The sequence below is a fragment of the Candidatus Nitrosocosmicus franklandus genome (assembly GCF_900696045.1).
GTDB classification, from domain to species: domain Archaea; phylum Thermoproteota; class Nitrososphaeria; order Nitrososphaerales; family Nitrososphaeraceae; genus Nitrosocosmicus; species Nitrosocosmicus franklandus_A.
The window spans coordinates 2,751,941-2,773,617 of the sequence record NZ_LR216287.1 but is presented as its reverse complement, the minus strand read 5'-3'; the positions used below and the strand labels follow the sequence as shown (position 1 = coordinate 2,773,617).

Sequence of the window (21,677 nt, the reverse complement as noted above, 5' to 3'; positions counted from 1 at the left end):
TCAAAGGTAGGTGTCCATTAGCTCTATTTTAGAGCTGTTTTTGACTTTTTGTATGGGGTATTGATTCCTATGGATTGCAGGTTCTGCATCATAACCCATATTCACTAACTCCCTCGCAAATTCAACTTCAAAACCATGAAATGTGTAAATCTTGTTCGGCTTACATTTAGTAACAACTTCTAATAGTTCCTTAAAATCGCAATGATCACTAAATGGAAATACATGATCAAGATTCATCATATACTTGTAATTCTTTTTCACTCCCCAACCACTGAATCCAATCGTTATTGCACCATATTTTTTCTTTAACATATTGATAATTACATGATTCGAATTTACTAAGGGATGGATAAGGATCCAAGGCTTTTTGTTTAATATTCCTTTCTCCATGGCGAAAGTAAGAGGTAGTTCTTCTTCTAAGTTAATTCCAAATTTTCTATATACCTGATTGAATTTTAAAATTTCGTCATGAACAATAAGTGGTTTCCATGAACCAAACAAGGATGTTAATATTTGAGCTTTACCTAGAGAATAACCCATCAGGATGACTGGTACTCCTCTATCATACATGCTTGAAATAAGAGAATTTACCTCATGGATTACGCGGTTTAGAGGGGGGAAAATATATTCCCGTTTACCAAATGTTGATTCTATGATGAGCGTTTCAACTTTTGGAATAATTGGTTTTGATATGAATGCTCTTTCTCTGATAGATAAATCACCTGTGTAAAGTATTTTATCCTCTATCAAAAGACCTCGCGAACCAAGGATATGTCCTGTGTCAATAAATTTAAAATTCCCGTGACAATCTTCAAAAGTATCAAAAACATGCCCTCTTATGTTTGCTATAGCTATAGTCTCTTGAGAACACATGATTTTTTTCTTTAGATTTAATTTCTTTAGACTGCTTTTACTAACTAAATGATCGCTATGTGCGTGTGAGATAAATACAAAATTCTCAGAAGAGAGATTCCTTGGATCTAAATATATTTTTGTTTCCCCGCTGGTCAAATATATTTGATTCCTGGAATCGACAGATATCTGATAACTCACAGTTCACCTTAGCAGTCGAGACTATTTATTTAGTGTTATTACAGATCCATTAAAATTAAATTTGATGAACTGAAAACCTCAATATTGACAAAGGCTAGAACCGTGTACGTATTGTTGGATGGCGTTGGTGATTTACCGCATCCAGACCTAAATGATCTAACTCCGTTGGAGGCTGCTTATACTCCTCATCTTGATAAGATTGCTAGAATGGGCGTATCAGGGAAAGTCATTAGTGTGGGAGATGGAATCGCTCCTCAATCAGACATTGCGGTCTTTAATATGCTGGGTTATAATTTCAAAGATGTAGAATACTTTGGTAGAGGAGTAGTTGAATGCATTGGCTGTGGAATAGATTTTGTCGATGGGGACTTGGCCTTAAGAGGCAATTTTGCAACCATTGAAGGTACAAGCAAGAAGATCATCGATAGGAGAGCTGGAAGGAATATATCAAAAGAAGATTCAAATGCGATTTGTAAATTGATAAGAGAGAATGTCAAGTTGGATAATGTCGAATATTCTATTGAACCTACAATAGGACATAGGGTAGTATTGCGGTTTAGACGAAAAGGTTTGAAATTGGGTCAAAACATTACTAACACGGATCCTGCATATGATAAGGTCAACGGCATAGGAATTGCTCTAGACACATCAAATTCTGATTTATATGTTACAAGATCTCAAGCTCGTGACGAAAATTCTAGAGTGTCTTCAGAAATAGTCAATGACTTTTCAGATAAAGTGATAGACATTTTGGATGGTTGTCAAATAAATAAGGAGAGAGAGCAAAGAGGTCTTTTACCAATCAATTGTATTCTAATGAGGGATGCGGGAAATAAATATCCTTTCGTTGCCGATATTAATAAGAAATATGGGCTCAGTTTTGCTTCGCTTGTCGACATGCCTGTTGAAATTGGAATTTCAAAGATTGTGGGAATGAAAGCATATGAAGGAGGATCTACTAATGATTATGATTTAAAGGCTAAAACTCTATTAAAAATACTCAAAAATCATGATCTGATCTATGTTCATATAAAGGGACCAGATGAGTTTGGGCATGATGGTGATGCAAGAGGGAAAAAACGGAATATCGAAGAGATTGATAAACATTTCTTTAAAATTTTGTGTGAAGGATTAGAAGAAATAGCTGGCGAGTATGACACCCGTTTCATAATTTGTGGAGATCATTCTACCCCTTGTATAAAAAAGGCACATACAGATGATCCTATACCGCTACTCATATCTGGTAAAGGACTTGCAGGAGATGGAACCACTCGTTTTACGGAATCAAACTCGAAACGTGGTTCGATTGGCAAAATATATGGATACAAAGTAATTGAAGAAGCATTGAGAATTTTCAACAGGGACAACAATCGGGTAACATCAGGATAATGGTTTGAACCTCAACAAGGCACCTATTTTGCCGAGACTTTCAATTTGCGCCCCTTCTTCTGTTTTAGAAGATATGATATCTAACTTTGTCCCTGACAATGATGCAAGTTCATCTAGATAATCTATAAAGTCCTTTTCTTTTATTTGATAATCCAAACTACTACACTTGACACAAGGTGAAGACAATATTGATTGTTTATTATCTACAAGTTGATCTCTTTCTACAAATTTCTCAAAAATGTTTCCACACTTGTTGCAAATAACTTCCAAGTAAACTAGATCTATATTATCAGTTGCGATTATTGATTCAGTGACACCATTTCTCAGGTAATTAACAACTTCATGCAAACCGTATATACCCAGCCCCTTGCCTGAAAAAATCTCGCTCATAAATTTTTTTACAATTTTCTTTTCTTCCATCGAACGGAATTCCGCCATTATCCCTTGTTCATTTACTTTGTCAATTATTTCCCTCACTCCCTCATCTCCAGAATATGACGTATCTAATGTTGCGAGTATGTTGTTCTGTAGTCGATAATCCAAATATTCCTCACGTATGAATGTATCTTTCGTTGGACCTGGACCCCCTATTATCAAACCTTTAACGGTATACTCATCGATAAAGATCTTTTGAGCATAATCAGCAACGCGACGATAATATTCATTTAACTCATTGTCCCGTAATCTCTCAAACCTTCTTGCTGATTGTCCTCCTTGTCTGTGCTTGCCAGACACTCCAGATGTGAGAGTCTCTACCGTTTCCCATCTATCTCCGGTGAGGATTCCTAAACCAGCCTCTTGCGTATCTATCGATATTATTCCGATTGTTCTATCATCCTTCAGCATCTCTTTAATATGATCAAGCCAAAAATGATCATCACATCTATACAGATTAATCTGCACAGGTTTTGGGGGAATTACTGTAAAAATCTCAATCTTCTCAGTCCCTATGCCTTTTCCAGTAGGGATTGCACCACAAAAAATTACCAGTCCGTTTTCGGGTGGTTCCTTATAGAGTTTGAGTTGCTCCATTGTCTTGTTTAGAGCGTCTTGGACGTGGTTTCTTGTCAGATCTGATTTTATGTTAGTGGCAGTCCCGGCCTCGTTTCTTAACTGAGATAAAACGTCGTGTATTGGTCTTTTAGGTGGTATATAAACACTTACTAATTCCGTTCCGTGACCTGTAATCTTGGAAAGGTCATTTAGCATTTTAGTAAGTTTGTATTTCTTTACTGAATCCCATTTCTCAGCGGTGGTCGACTGCGGCATAGTCTTTATGCACTCTCACATAATTTAATTTTTGGTAATAAAATGAAGAATTAAGCGGTTGAATTCAAACAAACAAGTTATTTGCATTTTTCAAAATATGTTACAAAACCATAAATTTCTAGACTAGTTAAAATTTTTTCTTAAACAATTTATATACGAAAGATCCGCTTTCAGCAAAAAAGGATACATAATATTTAATTAAAACAAACTACTGAACCTTTTAAGTATAAGAATTGTCTGAGTTAAGAAAAGATTACTATGTACCTGACAAGTATGTTTTAATACCAAATAATTTTGATCAAATAAATAAATTTTCTGAATTGATTTACAATGAACAGCAAACCACTTCTAAGACCGATTCTCGTGAATGTCCATACTGTCCCTGTTCAGTCGAGGAATGCAATAATTTGGTTTTATCCTTTGTTGTAAAAGAAGGCATACTGCAAAGGCTATATGATACTACAGAAGAAGAAAATCAAAATTGGGCCATTCGTGTCTTTGAATGTAGAGATCCTATTGTAACTTCTGTATCAAATCACCAATACTCCGATAAGCCATTTTATAGAGAGCCAGCTTGCGGTTATGACCTTATCGTTGTCCCTACTCCTGAACACAACATTGCACTTTCGGAATTATCAGTCGACCAATGGACGAATTTATTGCTGGTTTTACAAGACAGGGTTAGATGGCTATATAGCCAAAGAGGAGTAACATATGTAGCAATTTATGCAAGCAGAGGATTAAATGACGGCAACAAGATAAAACATCCACACTTTCATATTACAACCTTTTCAGCCATCCCTCCAATTATTGAAAAAGAAGCAAAGACTTTTCATCAGTCAATGAATGAGAGTGGGAGTTGTCCGGCATGTGACATGATTGGAACTGAGATAAATGGTCCAAGACAACTTTTCTCTACCGACAATTTCATTGCTTTGGTTCCTTGGGCTCCTACTTATAATTATGAATTTTGGATATGTCCAAGAAAACATTCAACTTTTTTTTCGAAGGCAACTCAAAAGGAGATTAAAGACCTTGCACTCGTTGTCAGCTCTTCACTTCGGGGAATGGATAAAGTATTAGGTACTACGGATTTCAACATTGCTTTTCATATTTCTCCTGAAAAGAAGAACAGTCGGCAGCTCCACTGGCACTTGGAAATCTACCCTCTTGTAACTTCGTGGTCTGGATTAGAAAGAGGATTTGGGATTTTTGTAAATACTCCCACACCAGAGGAATCGGCCAAATTATTAGGAGAAGCTTCAAGAAAAGAATTGGCTCGATTAATTGGGGTCATCTAGTCTTTAACAATATTAAAATATTGTAATTATGACTAGAATTATAGAGAATGTTTAGCTCTGGCGAATGGTTATCTATCGCAGTATTTGGTCTTGTTCTATTATTCATATTCACCTCCGTTGGATTTTTCAATTTTTTGATAGGCCCAGATGGAACTGGGCCTACAACAACAGTCGAGCCTTCAAGTGCATATTTTCAGGTTATTTTCTTATCAATAGCGCCAGCCGTAGCTCTGTCTTTTTTTTCAAGCAAATTATCTGAAGGTTCGCGATTATCTTCTATCTTGGTATTGGTATCAGGAATTATCTTGATTTTCGGCATGTTTTACGTTTCAACATTAATACCTATGATAGAAACTGTTGAGTTACCATGGTGGATTGCCAATTCTCCTTGGATTTTTAGCGCATTTGGTGTATTACTTCTTGCTATTGGGTATGTGAATTTCAGACATGTCAATTATAGATCATTAAGAAAAAATGATATTTGAAATTCTTGAGAGATGAATTGGATATCCGAAAGTCAAGAAAAACTGAACATATTGGAAAGAACCAATATGATGTAAAGATCGACTTGTCGAATCTACAAGAAATTAATGTAGGCAAGAAGAGTCTACCAATACTAGTTAACAGGAAAAATTTAGAATCTATTTTTTCAAATAGCTATTTATATGATAAAGCTCTTGCAATCGTAATCGGTACCAAGCCTGATTTCTATAAACAAGCCCCTCTTTTGATAGAAGCAAAAAGACAGGGCCTACCTTCATTTATTATTTCTACAGGACAACACTATGATAACCTACTGGGATACGGTATTAAGGAATTTGACCTCTATGAATCCATTATTTGTGACTTACAAATTAGAGGAGATCTTATTCAGAAATCCAGCGACTTAATGCTCAAATTTGGATACTTTGGACGGTATCTTAAGAATAGAATGCATGGAAAAGGAATTTTGCCGATTGTTCATGGGGATACGCTGGTCGCAGGAGTAGCTACTTTGTCATGGGTATTTGGATTGGGGCAGAAGGTAGGACAAAACGAATCTGGACTCCGTTCTATGAGTCCAGTAAGTATTGTAGATATTAAGGCTAATAGAGTACCTAGTTATGATACTATTGAAAAGTTCGTTACTGATCAATTATCAGTCAAATGGTTCTTAACTCGAGAAGAACCATTTCCCGAACAAATAGATACCTGGATATGTTCATCAGGGACTAAATTCTTTTTTGCTCCCACCAAACTAAATAAAGAACATCTCATTAGAGAAGGGTATCCTGATGAAGATATTAATGTAGTAGGAAATTCCGTAGTAGATGCCATTGATTTGAAAAGAAAAACCAAGATTAGAAAGAGTATATTTGAGTCGTATCCACAATTGGAATCTGGAGACTGGATACGCATGGATATACATAGGAGGGAGAATTTGACCAATCATAGGTTCAATGCAATTATGGGAGGTCTTGTCGATCTGATTCAAAAGACCAGGTTTAAGATCGTATTGGTTTTACTAAACGGTACGATATCAGCTCTAAATAGATATAATTTGTACACAAAACTATTGGAACTTGAAAAGACCTATCCAGATAAATTTTTGATTACTAATTTGTGGAAAGAGTATGGCAACGTGGTAGAGTTCTTGGATAGCGGGAAATGTTGGGCTGAAATTACTGATTCAGGGTCGATGCAAGAAGAGCTCTTGTATTTTCGCAATGTTTGTTCCTTCACTGTGCGTTTTAACACCGATAGGCCAGAAACGATCTTTGATGCTAAGGGAAATGTTTTGGTACCTCCGATAAACAGATATTGGCTACCAAGAATTGTTTCTGCTGTCTACGAAAAAAGAGAGGACCTTGGCTTTGATTTTAGGAAAAAGAAAAAGATCTATGGCCAACCAGGTCAAGTATCCAAGAAGATTATAAGGATATTGAAAAAGGAATTTGAGAGAAAAGAAAGTAACTTTTTCCCTTGGCTTCATCAAAGACTACATTACTGGCAAGAGGTAGAGGACTTTGATTATCTTTAACTATGAGTTAATGCAAATAGTTATATAATTATCAATTTGAAAAATTTTGTTGACCTCTGACACAAAATTCCGGATTAATTTGAAGGAAGGTCTATTTGAATTAGAGGGAAATGAAGAGTTTGTAGACAAGCATTTAGAAAAATTTGAAGAAATATTTAAGATAGCTATTAAAGAAGTTATCATTAATAACAAGGAAAATCTTCCAAAATTAGATACGAGCAACCAATTTACACCAAGTACAAACATGTCATTGGAAACCTTTCCTTCGGAGGGTGATAAAATACATATCCTTAGGACTAAGAATATGCCAACCACCTCCACACTCGATATACACACAGAAGTTCCAATTTCTGGTAAAACTACAAAACATTCAATCCCCAAAGTATCCGTCAATATCCCACCACTCCCCGTTGACTTGAAGGCAAATGCTGACAAACCTGGACTGAGAGAGTTTTATAGGGAGAAGAATCCTTCTAACCATTATGAAAAATCTACTCTATTTGTTTATTATCTAACAAAATACAATAAACAACCAGAGGTCAAATTTGGTGAAATTCTATCTTGCTATGAAGAGATAAACGAGAAAAAGCCCAGTGTTATTGACATTGTTAAGAATTCTATCCGTTATAAAGGATGGCTAGAACCAGGATCTGAAAAGTACACAACAAGATTAACTATTTCTGGAGAAAATTATGTCAAATTTGATTTACCAAAAAAGTCGGTAAAATGATACCTAGAATAATTGGAGATTTTTTTCCTACTTCTATTCACGCCCTCCACCAATCAAATCCTACAAATTTTAGTGTATCTTCTTTCTCATTGACAATGGCCAAGACAAATTGCTTTTTAACTGTAGTTGCTAGTCGACCAGCAAGTACAATATCAATACTTGTGATCTTTTCATTATCTAGTAGAACTTTTACCAGATAGGGGGCATGGTCTATCCCAGGACCATGAATGTAGACTGCAAAATCACACCCAAATTTGATACCAGGTGTTACAACATAACTTTTATCTCTGAGATTTTCAAATACTTTATATTTTACTTTGAAATTTACATACTGCTTTTTGCACTCTTTTAGGATTTCATCTGAAGATACAGGGGTCCCATTATATTTAAAAACGTAGAGTTTGTTCTTTAATATCAGATAATAGCCTTCAATGAGGTCTAATACAAGTGGAGAGTTGAAATCGGCATTTTTGGGTTTTGAAATTCCAAGCGGTTTTCCATAATACCCATCAGCAAACAATCTTCTTGATTCATCTAAATCATGGATGAAGATTCTATTTTCAATTAGCTGGCCAGTAAATTGCATCATCAAATACTTAATGCTAATATTGTGAAGGAATTAGATGCTTGTTGGCATTTGTCAACCATGCCTTCAATCCCTTCAATAGTATCTTTAAAAAGTATTAAATCCTTTGGACTATACACACAATCTAATGCTTTGATAGTCATTTCTCTATATTTTTTGTCCACCTCTGATTCTATCTTTTGAACCTCTCCTGCTAGTTCTATTGTGTGCTCTGGTTTTATGGTGAGAGTCCTCGACATTTCGTTTATCTTGAAAATAACGTCAATAATGATGTCAACCATGCTTTTTAAATCAACCTCAAACCTTTCTCGAATAACCTGTGGGTCAATATTTGATAATCTAAACGAAATGCCTCCTATGTATCCAGATATTTCATCGATAAAATATGCGGTTCTCAACAAATCCTCTCTATATGTCATAAGGCTTCCAATAGCTATGACCTCTCTAGTAATTTGTTTCCTTAGTATAACAATTTCATTTTCGATTAATGTCATACGTTCAAAAGACTCTGCCATTTTTGTCTTATTTCCTTCAAATATCGCATTAGTCATCAATGCCATTTCTCTTGATAAATTTAGAATCTTGTTTGTTTGTTCTTGTAATATGGCTATCGTTTTTCTCTTTGCCTGGAATTCCAGCTCACCGCTATACATATAGGAATTGTATTGTCCCACTGTTCTTAAATTCTTTTTTATCCGGTTCAATGGGATTAATACTGAATTGCTAGACCAATTCATAAGTTGTCATGTTTTGTCTTATCTCTATCAGATCCCTTAAAATAGAACTTGCAGTTTCCATACCACCAGCTCCCTTTCCAATTATGGTTTGTTCGCCTGAGTGTTCAGATCTGAAAGTAACCGCATTTAATGTTCCGTTTACATAAATCGGATCGTCTTTTGAAATAGGAATCGGTTTTACAAATAATTCATTTTTGTCACACTTGGCAATCAATTTTATGGATTTTTTTTCAATGGCTGCCTTGTTGATATCTTCTTGTTTTACGTTAGAGATTCCGACTTTGTCTACATCTCGTAGCGTTACTTTGTAGCCCATTATCCAATTTGCCATAATTACCAACTTGGCTGCCGCATCATCACCGTCGATATCAAGCGAAGGGTTTGCTTCTGCATATCCTTTCTGTTTAGCATCATCTAGGGCTTCGTGAAATGGCAACCCGTCTGCCATCCTAGTAAGTATATAATTTGTCGTTCCATTCAAAATTCCAGTGAATGACGTAATCTTGTCTCCCTTAAGACAATGTTTTGCAAATTCCAAAACTGGGGTACCACCACCAACTGTTCCGCTGAAACGTAGCATCACATTATTGTAGTCTGCAAGTTCTATTAGTGAAGAAAACGATAAGGCAAGGGGACCCTTGTTGACTGTTATAACATTTTTTTTTGATCGTAGTGCAGAAATAATATTCGATAGGCCTGGCTCTGCTGTTTGAAGGTTAGTAGGTGTAAGCTCCAAAAATACTTCTGCATCTAGGTCCTCTATATAATTTACATAGTCTAGCTTAGGTCCATCAAAACCTTTTAAACTACCAAAATTTTGTTTGGTTGTTAGGACTTTTTCTAAATCAAGACCGGTTGGTGAATATGCAATACCTTTACTGTCAACACAGGCAATTATTCTAGGTTTAATTCCATAATCTTTGTATAAAGAAGTAGAACTTGCCAAAAGTAATTTTAGGAAGCTTTGTCCTACAACACCCAAACCGCAAACGATTATCCTCATTAGATTTGTCTTTTTATTAATATAAGTAGAGATTATAATAAAATTTGTATTCTGAATATAACAATTATTCATTAATTAAATTTGGAATTGCGAAACTAAAGATAATACATTAATAAATGAAAATATGATAAATTGTTTCATAATGATGAATCTAGCTGAGGACGTTGCAGCCAAATCTGATGATACTGCGTCTAAGAACGTAATCGATAACCACTTTGATGTAGCCATAATTGGATCAGGTCCAGCTGGATATACAGCGTCAATTTATACTTCTAGAGCAAAGTTGAAAACGATAATCATTTCGGGAAGCTTGCCAGGTGGACAATTGATGACCACTACTGATGTCGAAAATTTTCCTGGATTTCCAAATGGTATAACAGGCCCAGAATTGATGATGAATATGCAACAGCAATCAGAAAGATTTGGTACCAAAATTGAAGTAGATGAAGTAACAAGCGTAGATTTTAAGAGAAGACCTTTTCGGATAAAAACTGGGTCCTCTGAATATTTGGCCAAAAGCGTTTTAATCTCTACTGGTGCGTCTCCAAGAAAATTGGGCATAAAAGGTGAGAGTGTGTTTTCTGGTAGAGGCGTTTCATACTGTGCTACTTGTGATGGTCCATTTTTTAGAGATCAAGAGCTTTTAGTAGTAGGTGGAGGGGATACCGCATTAGAAGAAGCAACCTTTCTGACAAAATTTGGAAAATCAGTTAAGGTCATTCATAGACGGGACAAATTGAGAGCGAGCAAGATCCTACAAGAACGTGCATTTGAAAATCCAAAAATTGAATTCATATGGAATTCTGCCGTTGTTAATATTGAAGGCCAAAACAAGGTTGCTTCAGTTACTATCAAAAATATCAAAACGGGGGAAGAGACAGTCCTTAATGCAGGTGGTCTCTTTGTTGCAATTGGGCATGAACCCAATACAGCGCTATTCAAAGGTCAGATAAATTTGGATGAACGAGGTTATGTTATAATAAACAACAATACAAAGACAAACATCGAGGGAGTTTTTGCAGCCGGCGATGTACATGACCACAGATATAGACAAGCTATTACTGCCGCCGGATTCGGATGCATGGCAGCGCTGGATATAGAAAAGTGGTTATCAGAAACCAAGGGAAAGTAGCAGTATCGGCAGTGACAGCATTTTCAATTAAAAGCAAAAGTATTAGTTGTATGCTAATTGGGTCATGAACCTACTACTTTTCAAATATTTATCAAACTCTTCATCTGTAAAGATCCCTTGTTCTTTATAAAGACTCTTAAATTTACGGCCATCATCAGCAAAGATTCCCACAAAGACATTTTCCCGATCTGAGTTTTTTTCTACTAGATCCATCATTCCTGCAAGCACCGACCCTGAAGATGGACCTACTAAAATGTTTTCTTTTAGTGCTATCTCTTTAGCCATTGTGAAGGATTTTTCATTTGTAGCAGTGTACCATTCATCAACCACATCTTCTCTTCTCAAAAATAGCTCAGGTTTTGCTGATTCTTCAAAGTTCCTCAAACCTTGCAATAGGTGATTCCTTTGGGCTTGAACAGCTATTACTTTTACATCGCTGTTTTTTTCTTTTAAAAATTTACCCGTACCAGTGATTGTTCCTCCAGTTCCACAACCTGTAAAAAAGTGTGTTACCCTACCTTCAGTCTGCTTCCATATTTCAGGACCGGTACTTTCGTAGTGGGCATAGAAATTCGAATCATTCTCGTACTGATTTGGCATGTAGTATACATCTGGTCTGGGCTTTGATATAGCATAGGCTAAAGCTATACTTTGATCCGTTCCTGCACCAACTCTAGGGCACAAGTCATCTGATGTTTCATGGAGCGTTGCTCCTAATTTTTTCAATATATCTTTTGTTTCTCTACTCACTTTTTCGGGTATGACGATTTCAACTTTGTATCCTAAGTGCGATGCAATACCAGTTAATGCAATTCCGGTGTTTCCAGAAGTTGGTTCTATTATTATGCTTTTGTCCTTCTTTAGAATATTCTGACGTTCAGCATTCTTAATCATCCAATACGCAGCTCTGTCCTTAACAGATCCGAATGGATTATACCATTCGAGCTTTGCGTAAATTTTGGTCTTATTAGTTGAAAATTTCTTTAGTTCTATTAATGGGGTGTTACCAATCCTTTCTATTATATTACTTGAATACGGGGTGATAGTTGAAGTACTCATATCATTTTGCCTTTTTAATTGTAAACTCCAAATCTTTATCTGTCTTGTTTAAGGACAATAATTCATGACCATTTCTATTGACCCATCTTGATATATCTTCTTCAGAATCAGGGTCATCAGATACAACTTTTAACAAATCGCCTTTCATCATTTTTTCCATTTCAATTTTTGTTCTAAAAACCGGCTCCGGACAATATAGCCCCCTTACATCAATTGTTTTCATATTGGACTTTGATGTAGCATCAGAATTGGACGACATAACCTTATAAAGGCATTCCTACTTAATTAAATGTTTTTCCATGAGAAAACGTAACAATGGTCTATTCAATAATTATCCAAAATTAGCATATCTGATATTATAATAAATATGTATCATATCTTTGAATACTATTTTAGACTTTTAGTGTAAAACACAATTGATTATTTATCAGAATTAATGTTGAGTTAGATAGATATTTCTGCAATATGTTAATATTATGTATGAATAAGGAGATTGATTTAAGTAATGCTTGTTATTTTTGACGTAGAAGGCGTATTATTGAACGCAGAATATCTACCAGTGCTCGCAAGGCTCCTTGGACCTGAGAAAGAACAGGAGATATGGGACATTACAAATAAAGGCATTCGAGGAGAGATTAATTGGGAAGATGGACTAAAAGAAAGGGTTCATGCGTTAAAAGGGATCGAATATGCCCAGGCTCATCAAATAGCTCAAAATCTGGAAATTATGCCAGGAGCTAGAGAATTATGTGCATTCTTGAAGGGATTAGGTTGGAAACTGGTGGCCGTGTCAGGGGGGTTTGATATTATAACAGACAGATTGCATACCGAGCTACAGATCGACAAGATATTTTCAAACGACCTTATATTCAGGAATGGGAAACTATATGACGTTGATATCCGTGTGACATCAGATAAATCAGCATCTGTCAAAAAGTATGTTGAAGAAAATGGTTTTTCAAAGGATGAAGTTATCGTTGTTGTTGACGGTGCTAATGATTTGAAGCTCTTTAACCTTTCTTCGTTTACTATAGGTTTTTGCCCTGTAGATATTATACGGGATAAAGCAGACGTTGTAATTGACAAGAAAGATTTGTCTTTACTAATTCCAATAATAAAGGAAAAATTTGGAATAAAAGTGAATCCGACATAGAGGCGCTCAAAGATCAGGGAAATTTCTTTTGTTATCGATAATACCCATCGGAGTCGACGCGGATATTATATCAGGACAGGATCTATCAGAAATTATTGTCCGCAGTATCAAATTATCTAAATTAGAAATCGAAGAGTATGATATTCTGGTAATAGCCCAAAAGATAATTTCAAAATCTGAGGGAAGGATGATTGATATTGCAAGTATTTTTCCGTCAAAAAAGGCCCTTGAACTTGCTAGAGTTCATGATAAAGATCCTCGCCTAATTCAACTAATCCTTAATGAATCAAAAAAAATTATTCGCTTGTCTAAGAAACATGCTATCACTCAAACTAAGCATGGGTTTGTATGTGCAAATGCTGGAATTGATCAAAGCAATGTATCCAAGGATCCTCGCTATGTATTGTTACTACCACAGGACCCTGATAGTTCTGCAAGAAAAATAAGAAAGAGGATGTTTGAATTGACTAAAAAAAATGTGTCTGTAATCATTAGCGATACATTTGGAAGACCCTTCAGAAATGGTCAAACAAATGTAGCAATTGGAATTTCTGGCATTAGTCCTCTAAGGAGCTACATAGGAAATACTGATCAGTATGGAAGAGAACTCCGAGTTACAGAAATAGCAATAGCAGACGAAATTGCCTCAGCGGCAGAATTGGTAATGGAAAAGGCTCTCAAAGTGCCAGTCGCAATTGTAAGAGGTTACAAGTACAAATTTATTCAATCGGAGGATGAAACTAAACCAAGCATTGATGTTTTAATTAGAAAGGAAAAGGATGATTTATTCCTGAATTAGTCCAACATGTCGTTTTTTTTGATGAATACAAAGAGTCTGTAAGTAATTATTGCAAAATAATTTATTGGCATTAACTTTCTCATACTCGTGTGGATATTCTCGTAGAGGGAATTTTGAGCAATAACAAACGTGTTATTGCACAAACAATTTCTAAAATCGATAATGAAGATCCGGTAGCTCGTGAAATATTAAAGAAAATTTATCCCAAAACCGGAAAAGCCGTGACGATTGGGTTCACTGGACCTGCAGGAGCAGGCAAGAGCACATTAATTGGTAAACTGATACCATTTTTTAAAAATTTTGGGTTGAGGATAGCTATTTTGGCTGTCGATCCAACAAGTCCTATTACTGGTGGAGCCATACTAGGCGATAGAGTTAGGATGCCATCGACGATGGATGACGACGACGTGTTTATGAGAAGTCTGGGTTCAAGGGGAGCCCAGGGAGGAATTTCAAAATCCTTGCGTAACGTGATTAGAGTTCTTGATGCTGCAGGTTATGATTTGATCTTGGTAGAAAGCGTTGGCGCTGGTCAGTTGGAGGTGGAAATATCTAAAGTTGTAAATCTTACAATTGTAATTTTTAACCCCAATACTGGAGACAATGTTCAGGCAATCAAGGCTGGACTTACAGAGATAGGGGACATCTATCTAGTAAATAAAGCAGATTTAATAGGTTCACATACATTGTATCTAACCCTTTTAGATTTGGTTGGACAAGCTACTCATAAACCATTAATTTTCAAAGTTTCTGCGAATACTGGCGAAGGACTGGAGGATTTTTCAAAGAAGCTTGTTGAATTGATAAGAACTGACACCTGGCTAGCAAAGAAGAAACAAAAAGAGCGTTCAGACTTGGAAACGGAACTTAAATCGATTGTAATAGAAGAGATAAAAAACAAATCATTACAGATACTTGATTCAAATAATAATCAGATTTCGAAGTTGGTGAATTCTATGTCCGAAAAATTAAAGGACCCTTACACGGCAGCAGAAGAATTATCTTTATTAGTATTTCATAGCAAATGAGATCTTATGAGCAAAGAACAGAAACAGTTCAAAACAGATTCGAATATTCCAGTTAAAACATTCTACACATCAGAAGATATTAAGAAAGAATTTGAGTCTGAGCCTGGAAAGTATCCGTTTTTGAGGGGAATTTATCCTACCATGTACCGAGAACGACATTGGACTATGAGACAATACAGTGGCTTCGGAAGTGCCGAAGAGACTAATAAGAGGTTTAAATTTTTGCTTGAACACGGCCAAACAGGATTGTCATTAGCTTTTGATTTGCCGACACAAACAGGTAGGGATTCCGACAATGCACAATCAGAAGGTGAGGTAGGACGGACTGGAGTAGCTATAAGTTCAATAGAGGATATGATGACTTGCTTTAAGGATATTCCACTTGACAAAGTAAGTACATCTATGACTATTAATTCAACTGCAGCTACGTTGCTTTCACTTTATATCAGTGTTGCAGAATCACAGGGGGTATCTCCATCTCAACTTCGAGGTACTACACAAAATGATATTCTAAAAGAATATCACTCTAGAAATACCTATATCTATCCGCCAAGACCGTCCCTTCGCTTAATAGGTGATATGATTCAATATTGTTCCACTAACGTTCCTCAGTTTTATCCGATTAGTATTTCGGGATATCATATAAGAGAAGCAGGATCAAATGCAATTCAGGAATTAGCTTTTACTTTTGCCGATGCTATAGAATACATTGATACGTGCCTAAACAGAGGACTAGACATAGATAGTTTTGCACCAAGACTGTCGTTCTTTTTCTGTTGTACTATGGAATTTTTTGAAGAGATTGCAAAATTTAGAGCTGCAAGGGTTATTTATTCAAAGATTATCAAAGAGAAGTATGGTGCCAAAGATCCCAAATCGACTCACCTAAGGTTCCATGTTCAAACAAGTGGAGAATCACTGACAGCTCAACAAGTAGACAATAATATAGTAAGGGTAACCACAGAGGCTTTAGCGGCAGTTTTAGGTGGATGTCAATCATTACATACAAATTCACGAGATGAGGCATTAGCTCTTCCTACTGAAGAATCTGTAAAAATTGCACTGAGGACACAACAGATAATCGCATACGAAACTGGTGTAACCAAGACCGTAGATCCATTAGCGGGTTCTTACTATGTCGAATATTTGACTGAACAAATTATTGAAGGAGTCAATGAGTATCTCGACCGCATTAACAAGATGGGTGGTGCTTTGGCCGCAATTGAAAGAAACTTTTTCCAAGAAGAGATTAGGAAGAATGCATATACATTAAAAAAGCAAGTTGATAACAATGAAAGAATATTGGTAGGGGTCAATAAATTTAGAGATCAAAAAGATTTGGAACCAAAACTAGCAATTGTTGATCCACAGCTAGAAACAAAACAAATAAATCGGCTAAAGGAGTTTAAGAAAAATAGAGATGGTATCAAGGTTCAGCATCAGATTTCAAAGTTAACCTCAGCTGCGGAGAATCCGGAAACCAATTTGATGCCATATATAATTTCTGCTGTTAAAGACAGAGTGACACTTGGAGAAATTAGTTCAGCCTTTAAGGAGGTTTTCGGAGCCTATGTTCCGAAAATATCCTTTTAATACACTTTTTTGTTTTTATTTCTAATCTCCTTTGCTTTCATAAATCTTTAAGGCATCTTGATTGTTACTCATTATAAGATTGAACACTTTCCTACCAACTTCTGATTTTTTGTCTATCTTTAATTTCGATCTTTTTCCAATTTGATTACTAGCTAACAATTCCTCATTTAGAAACAGGTTAACTTTCTTGCCTATGTGCTCTTCATCTACTAACAGATAGATTCGTGAACCTGATTCGGATATGCTAAAAGGTATCTCATCCCCTATGGAAGGAACCTTAGCTTCCACATCAATCTTGACTCCAAGAATCTTCTCAATTTCCGAAATTGTGGAGCCGCCGCGACCAATAATCTTTGGAATCTTATCTTTGCTAACCAAAATTCGTATCTTGTCATTTGAAATTATTTTTATTTCAGCCTGATTATCAAATCTGCCTATAACTTCTCTTATTTTGGATTCTGCGAGCTTGTTTATTCTATTGTTTTTTTCACCTGCAGTTTTTTTATCGATATTCTTAAGAGGAATAATTATATTTTCTTCACCATAAGAATAGATCTCATATTCTACTTCTTTCGAGTAGAAATCTCTTATCTCCACCACCGGCCTTGACAGGTCTTGTTCTATCATTCCGGTAGGCACTTTGACAGTAAGTTTCAATTCATATATTTTTTCGATTTTGCCACCGTTAATAAAAATTACCGTGTCTATGACATGGGGAATTAGCCCCAATTCTATTTTTCCGATAAATCTCTGTATGGCATCCAGGGCCTCATTTGCATGAATCACTCCTATCATTCCTATGCCGGTAAGCCTCAGGTCAGCAAACAGTTCAAAATCTCTTATTCTTCTGACCTCGTCGAAGATTGTAAAATCGGGTCTTACAAGTAGTAATAAATCAGCGACCCTTTCATATCCATTTTTGAATGATCCGTATTGAACTATGTTGTCGGGAACTTGTAAATCTCTTGGGGACTCTAGTGTTTTAACTAATCTATTATTTGATACATAATGGTCTGCTATGCTACTAGCAAAAGTACTTTTTCCGGATCCTGGCCTGCCAGCTATCAAAATACCTTCTGCATCACTAGATAGTCTTTCGATCAATTTGGTGTCTAATTCGTAATCTTTTAGGGTGAGTTTCTTTATTGGCCTAACAGCAGTGATTTCTATCTTGTTAGATACTGGGGGAAAGGTAATTACAATTCGAAGGTTCTTGTACATTAACACATAGCATCCATCAAAGGAAATCTCAATATTGGAAACTTTCTTGTTTTCTCTTGTTGAAAACAAAAAGTTAATTATTTCATTCAGTACTACCTTGTTTAGTTTTTCATTAGAGATTTTCTCGAGGATGAAATTTCCTGGAGTTCCCTTTTTTGCAAGAGGCTCTACTCCCTCGATTAAGTGTACGCTCATTGTATTCTCATCAAAATAATTCTCTATGTCAAATTCAGATGAAGTGACAGATCTATAAAATATACTTTGGACTCCAGAAGCAATGGCCGTTAGATACTGTATGTAGTCTGATGTGTAAAGAATTGCCTCTTCTTCTTCGGCTATTGCACAGATTAGCGAATCAATACGGCCGTTCTTGGCAAGTTTTATGTCACCAGGAGTTGGCATTCCTCCGGCAATCCTTACATCAATGTTGTGAATTTTACACTTTTCCCTAATTCTTCGCAACTCTGCTAGTCCTACAAATCCATGTTCACGTTGTTTACAGGCCTGAGACTGCAACTCATCTATTGCTAATCGTGGGATAATAATTTCAGATCCCTCATCTATCTCGTTATTCTCAATTTTATTACTAATAATACCATCAATTATAATACTAGTATCTAAGACGATTTTCTTATTCAAACCGGTTGTGATTTAAACTTCCCATGGATTGTTAAAAAAGGTTAGTACCCAAAAGATCCCTAGTTGGAAATTTTAAGGCCTAAAGATGGGATTGTTTATTCATGCATACATACAGGAAAATATGTAATTAATCAATTTTGATTCAAACAGGAGAAAAAACCTCATGAAGTGTCTCGGCGAATTTTTCTTTGATAACTTTAACAAAATGGTTAATTTAAAAGGATAAAGATCAGGACAAATACTACAAAAAAATCAATGCGAAAATAATATATGCCTGAGGTCTGTAATCGAAAATTGCTATCCCTAATACTTTCAACAACGCCAGAGGATTTCTACCAAGTTACTACCATTCGAAATCTCAAATCCAAAAATAATACAATCTAGCGCTACATTATTTAATTATGGAGATACCACATATTATTTTAAGATCTGATAAGGAATCCTTGAATCAGTTTACAAGAGTCGATCTTATCCCAGTCCAATTCTCTGTTACACATACTGTTCCAGATTTCTGTAAATTTCAAGTTACAATCATCCTTAATTTCGGGATTCGATCTACAAACTTCAAAAAAATTATTAAGTATGATATCTAGTTGTAATAATCTTTCATCAAAGACCTTATTCCAGTATACTTCTCTTTGAGAAATGCTATCATACAAGGCAACCACGCCAGAGATGCCGGATACCCCTAAAATTATGCTTATAACTGTTACAATAACTCCAATTTTTGCCAAATCTTTTCAATCTGTTCAAAGATCTAAATAGGTATTTATGCTTATTCTCTTCTGAGGTTAACAATTTAATAATAATAATGACGAAATATCGGCAGAGGAGCTCAATTAGATTTTAATTGAAATACAACAGGTATTATTAATTGGGATCAACATTGTAATCCACTTATGTTTGCGAGAAAGTTACAAATCTATCCATGACAAATTAATAAATAACAACATTCAGTGTGAGTCAAATTTACTCTATGAACTCCACTTCAACTTGTGAACAGCCAATCTTTTTCTTCGGTTTTACTAACAAAGACAAGAAATGTTGAGGATACTGGACTTGCTTTGATGAATCCTCAAAAAAATGCTTGCTGTCATTTCATCATATTATCAAATACGATGCTACAAGCATTTATTGATGCATGACAATACCACAATGAAAATTAAGATACATCACTACCGATGAGGTTGAAAGAAGGCGGTCCTTTGGCAGTCAATGTAACGCTACTCTATTAGATCTTCGTTGGGCTTTTTTCCTTTAAATTATATTGATGAAATGTCAATATAATTTAATTTCATTGAGCAAGCTGGAATTGAAAAATATTACAAAAGCTTTTGCAGTAAATTCCTCTGCAGGAGAAAAAAAGAGAGTTTTGGCTGTAGATAATGTTAACCTTTCAATTGAAGAGGGGCAGTTTGTATGCTTTGTGGGACCTTCCGGATGCGGTAAATCAACTCTGCTAAATATTATCGCAGGCTTGGATAAGCCGACCGAAGGGGAATTAATATTAAATGGAAGACCTGTTTCTGGCACGGGTCCAGACCGTATAATGGTATTTCAGGAAAATGCTTTGTTTCCATGGCTAAGTGTTATAGACAACGTAGAATTCGGTTTAAAAATGGTGGGAGTAGAAAAAGAAAAGAGAAACCAGATAGCTATGCACTATTTAGAGATGATGGATCTCAGTAAATTTTCAAAGTCATATACTTATCAGTTATCAGGGGGTATGAAACAGAGAGTGGCAATTGCGAGAGCTTTGGTAATGGATCCAGATGTCTTATTGATGGACGAGCCTTTTGCTGCTCTTGATTCTCAAACTAGGGATCTATTGCTTGTTGAACTTCAATTAATTTGGGCTAAAACTAGGAAGACAATTGTTTTTGTAACTCATAATATTTCAGAATCTATTTGCCTTGGTGATAAAGTCGTCGTTTTTACCAAGCGACCTGCTAAGGTTAAAAAAGAAATAACAATAGATTATAGAAGACCACGTTTGACAGAAGATTCAAATCTCTTTGAATACAACCGCCTGGTTTTAGATGAATTAAAAAGTGAAATAACTCCTTACAAGAAGAGCCTGTAGCGTAGAGAAAGAAGTTTAATTTAAAATTTTTTTAAGGACTTCTACCCCTTCGTCAAAACTGTTTGGAGATGTCAATAATATTTCGGTAATCCCCAGGTCTCTTATCTGTTCGATGAATTCAAAAAAATTGTGCTCATATAAACTCCAGTCTAATCCTATCATATTTGCAGCCTTTTGATTTTTTGGTGAAGGTACCATGATACATGGTATGAGGTTGATGCCGTTCCTGATACCTTTTCCAGTATTATTATCTTCGACTTGATTGCATTCGGTTTCAAGCAATGCCTTTAACTTTCTGATTTCTTCAATCGAGCCGACCGATTGAGTGAACAATCTGCTTGGTTTTGATCTTACCTTTTTTTGAAAGTTACTAATGTTTGATATGTTATTAGGTATTGATAAATCTAAATTAATCAAATTTCCAAATCCTAAAGAATTCAGGGTTCTGATTACTTCTGTAGGTTTTGGCGAGCATGAACTAATATCCCATGAACCATAATTCGGTTTGTCTCCTTGTATGAATAATAACCCTTTGATTTTTAGTATTATAGAATCGGCGACCGACTGGATTATTGAATTCATATTTCTGTCTCTTGTTCTCATACTACAAGTCAAATTAATTGTATGCTTTTCGATTTCTTTTGATATCAATTGTGCCGCAGTAATACTAGACAATCTTGGCATGCCTAAGACAGAATCTGTCAGATGCACATGACTTGTAATCCCCAATACGATGGACGCTCTGGACAGAAATTTCTCTACTTCATTTCTTAGTGTAACTAGATTTATACTTTCACCATGAAGGATTTTTGGGGGATTTAATTCATAGATTATGTTCATATAGTCGTTTAAGATACTGAGTTACCTTACGTAAAAAAAGTT

At 35.6% G+C, this 21,677-nt stretch carries 21 protein-coding genes; 11 read left to right on the top strand and 10 right to left on the bottom strand.

Annotated features, from left to right (window positions below):
• Positions 1-1,011, bottom strand: coding sequence for an exonuclease (locus NFRAN_RS12995; protein ID WP_172602357.1), 1,011 nt, complete (start codon positions 1,009-1,011; stop codon positions 1-3).
• A 126-nt stretch (positions 1,012-1,137) separates the two neighbouring features.
• Between NFRAN_RS12995 and NFRAN_RS12990 the strand changes: the two genes are divergently transcribed.
• A complete protein-coding gene (locus tag NFRAN_RS12990; protein WP_232038037.1) occupies positions 1,138-2,442 on the top strand; it encodes an alkaline phosphatase family protein in 1,305 nt (434 codons plus the stop codon).
• Here NFRAN_RS12990 and prf1 read toward each other — a convergent pair.
• Positions 2,434-3,711: a peptide chain release factor aRF-1 gene (gene prf1, locus NFRAN_RS12985; protein WP_134485388.1), complete on the bottom strand. Its 1,278-nt coding sequence runs from the start codon at positions 3,709-3,711 to the stop codon at positions 2,434-2,436. The genes NFRAN_RS12990 and prf1 overlap by 9 nt on opposite strands.
• Positions 3,712-3,944: 233 nt before the next feature.
• Here prf1 and NFRAN_RS12980 point away from each other — a divergent pair, with 233 nt between their 5' ends.
• From NFRAN_RS12980 to NFRAN_RS12965, 4 genes are read left to right on the top strand one after another with little or no spacing between them, the layout of a single operon-like run.
• The gene (locus NFRAN_RS12980; RefSeq protein ID WP_134485386.1) at positions 3,945-5,012 is read left to right on the top strand and encodes a galactose-1-phosphate uridylyltransferase; all 1,068 of its coding nucleotides are present in this window, start codon (positions 3,945-3,947) and stop codon (positions 5,010-5,012) included.
• Between the two features lie 47 nt (positions 5,013-5,059).
• A complete protein-coding gene (locus NFRAN_RS12975) occupies positions 5,060-5,497 on the top strand; it encodes a hypothetical protein (protein ID WP_134485385.1) in 438 nt (145 codons plus the stop codon).
• A complete protein-coding gene (locus tag NFRAN_RS12970) occupies positions 5,494-7,032 on the top strand; it encodes a UDP-N-acetylglucosamine 2-epimerase (RefSeq protein WP_134485383.1) in 1,539 nt (512 codons plus the stop codon). The genes NFRAN_RS12975 and NFRAN_RS12970 overlap by 4 nt, the downstream gene beginning before the upstream one ends.
• A gap of 49 nt (positions 7,033-7,081) precedes the next feature.
• Complete coding sequence (locus NFRAN_RS12965) at positions 7,082-7,762, top strand: hypothetical protein (protein WP_134485381.1); 681 nt, start codon at positions 7,082-7,084, stop codon at positions 7,760-7,762.
• Positions 7,763-7,799: 37 nt separating this feature from the next.
• Here the strand turns inward: NFRAN_RS12965 and endA are convergent, their stop codons facing one another.
• From endA to NFRAN_RS12950, 3 genes are all read right to left on the bottom strand, one after another.
• Positions 7,800-8,351: a tRNA-intron lyase gene (gene endA / locus NFRAN_RS12960; RefSeq protein ID WP_232038036.1), complete on the bottom strand. Its 552-nt coding sequence runs from the start codon at positions 8,349-8,351 to the stop codon at positions 7,800-7,802.
• On the bottom strand, positions 8,351-9,001 hold the full coding sequence (locus tag NFRAN_RS12955; protein WP_134485893.1) for a DUF47 family protein: 651 nt from the start codon (positions 8,999-9,001) through the stop codon (positions 8,351-8,353). Before NFRAN_RS12955 ends, endA begins: the two co-directional genes overlap by 1 nt.
• Before the next feature lie 70 nt (positions 9,002-9,071).
• Positions 9,072-10,088, bottom strand: coding sequence for a homoserine dehydrogenase (locus NFRAN_RS12950; RefSeq protein WP_134485379.1), 1,017 nt, complete (start codon positions 10,086-10,088; stop codon positions 9,072-9,074).
• A 142-nt stretch (positions 10,089-10,230) separates the two neighbouring features.
• Here NFRAN_RS12950 and trxB point away from each other — a divergent pair, with 142 nt between their 5' ends.
• The gene (gene trxB / locus NFRAN_RS12945; protein WP_134485377.1) at positions 10,231-11,220 is read left to right on the top strand and encodes a thioredoxin-disulfide reductase; all 990 of its coding nucleotides are present in this window, start codon (positions 10,231-10,233) and stop codon (positions 11,218-11,220) included.
• 42 nt (positions 11,221-11,262) lie between these two features.
• Here the strand turns inward: trxB and NFRAN_RS12940 are convergent, their stop codons facing one another.
• Positions 11,263-12,279 (bottom strand): PLP-dependent cysteine synthase family protein, encoded by a 1,017-nt coding sequence (locus NFRAN_RS12940; RefSeq protein ID WP_134485376.1) that lies wholly within the window; start codon positions 12,277-12,279, stop codon positions 11,263-11,265.
• Between the two features lies 1 nt (position 12,280).
• The gene (locus tag NFRAN_RS12935) at positions 12,281-12,538 is read right to left on the bottom strand and encodes a sulfurtransferase TusA family protein (protein WP_232038034.1); all 258 of its coding nucleotides are present in this window, start codon (positions 12,536-12,538) and stop codon (positions 12,281-12,283) included.
• 246 nt (positions 12,539-12,784) lie between these two features.
• On the opposite strand from NFRAN_RS12935, the gene serB reads away from it, so the two are divergent.
• The 4 genes from serB (at position 12,785) to NFRAN_RS12915 (ending at position 16,852) form a co-directional block, all read left to right on the top strand.
• The gene (serB, locus tag NFRAN_RS12930; RefSeq protein WP_134485374.1) at positions 12,785-13,432 is read left to right on the top strand and encodes a phosphoserine phosphatase SerB; all 648 of its coding nucleotides are present in this window, start codon (positions 12,785-12,787) and stop codon (positions 13,430-13,432) included.
• 28 nt (positions 13,433-13,460) lie between these two features.
• The gene (cofE, locus tag NFRAN_RS12925; RefSeq protein ID WP_134485372.1) at positions 13,461-14,231 is read left to right on the top strand and encodes a coenzyme F420-0:L-glutamate ligase; all 771 of its coding nucleotides are present in this window, start codon (positions 13,461-13,463) and stop codon (positions 14,229-14,231) included.
• Positions 14,232-14,320: 89 nt separating this feature from the next.
• Entirely contained in the window at positions 14,321-15,259 is a 939-nt protein-coding gene (meaB, locus tag NFRAN_RS12920; RefSeq protein WP_134485370.1) for a methylmalonyl Co-A mutase-associated GTPase MeaB, read from the top strand.
• Positions 15,260-15,265: 6 nt separating this feature from the next.
• Positions 15,266-16,852 (top strand): acyl-CoA mutase large subunit family protein, encoded by a 1,587-nt coding sequence (locus NFRAN_RS12915; RefSeq protein ID WP_134485368.1) that lies wholly within the window; start codon positions 15,266-15,268, stop codon positions 16,850-16,852.
• 21 nt (positions 16,853-16,873) lie between these two features.
• Here NFRAN_RS12915 and NFRAN_RS12910 read toward each other — a convergent pair whose 3' ends face one another.
• On the bottom strand, positions 16,874-18,712 hold the full coding sequence (locus NFRAN_RS12910) for a PINc/VapC family ATPase (protein ID WP_134485366.1): 1,839 nt from the start codon (positions 18,710-18,712) through the stop codon (positions 16,874-16,876).
• A 422-nt stretch (positions 18,713-19,134) separates the two neighbouring features.
• Entirely contained in the window at positions 19,135-19,446 is a 312-nt protein-coding gene (locus NFRAN_RS12905) for a hypothetical protein (protein WP_134485364.1), read from the bottom strand.
• A gap of 563 nt (positions 19,447-20,009) precedes the next feature.
• Here NFRAN_RS12905 and NFRAN_RS12900 point away from each other — a divergent pair.
• Positions 20,010-20,795, top strand: a complete 786-nt coding sequence (locus tag NFRAN_RS12900) for an ABC transporter ATP-binding protein (RefSeq protein ID WP_134485362.1) — start codon at positions 20,010-20,012, stop codon at positions 20,793-20,795.
• A gap of 15 nt (positions 20,796-20,810) precedes the next feature.
• Here the strand turns inward: NFRAN_RS12900 and NFRAN_RS12895 are convergent, their stop codons facing one another.
• On the bottom strand, positions 20,811-21,635 hold the full coding sequence (locus tag NFRAN_RS12895; RefSeq protein WP_134485361.1) for a hypothetical protein: 825 nt from the start codon (positions 21,633-21,635) through the stop codon (positions 20,811-20,813).
• Positions 21,636-21,677 lie beyond the last annotated feature (42 nt).

What these genes read in the sequence shown, in the direction of transcription:
- prf1 (WP_134485388.1), bottom strand. Translation starts at nt 3,711, where the DNA reads ATGCCGCAGTCGACCACCGCTGAGAAATGGGATTCAGTAAAGAAATAC.
- NFRAN_RS12975 (WP_134485385.1), top strand. Translation starts at nt 5,060, where the DNA reads ATGTTTAGCTCTGGCGAATGGTTATCTATCGCAGTATTTGGTCTTGTT.
- endA (WP_232038036.1), bottom strand. Translation starts at nt 8,351, where the DNA reads ATGATGCAATTTACTGGCCAGCTAATTGAAAATAGAATCTTCATCCAT.
- NFRAN_RS12955 (WP_134485893.1), bottom strand. Translation starts at nt 9,001, where the DNA reads ATGTATAGCGGTGAGCTGGAATTCCAGGCAAAGAGAAAAACGATAGCC.
- NFRAN_RS12950 (WP_134485379.1), bottom strand. Translation starts at nt 10,088, where the DNA reads ATGAGGATAATCGTTTGCGGTTTGGGTGTTGTAGGACAAAGCTTCCTA.
- trxB (WP_134485377.1), top strand. Translation starts at nt 10,231, where the DNA reads ATGATGAATCTAGCTGAGGACGTTGCAGCCAAATCTGATGATACTGCG.
- NFRAN_RS12940 (WP_134485376.1), bottom strand. Translation starts at nt 12,279, where the DNA reads ATGAGTACTTCAACTATCACCCCGTATTCAAGTAATATAATAGAAAGG.
- NFRAN_RS12935 (WP_232038034.1), bottom strand. Translation starts at nt 12,538, where the DNA reads ATGTCGTCCAATTCTGATGCTACATCAAAGTCCAATATGAAAACAATT.
- serB (WP_134485374.1), top strand. Translation starts at nt 12,785, where the DNA reads ATGCTTGTTATTTTTGACGTAGAAGGCGTATTATTGAACGCAGAATAT.
- NFRAN_RS12915 (WP_134485368.1), top strand. Translation starts at nt 15,266, where the DNA reads ATGAGCAAAGAACAGAAACAGTTCAAAACAGATTCGAATATTCCAGTT.
- NFRAN_RS12895 (WP_134485361.1), bottom strand. Translation starts at nt 21,635, where the DNA reads ATGAACATAATCTATGAATTAAATCCCCCAAAAATCCTTCATGGTGAA.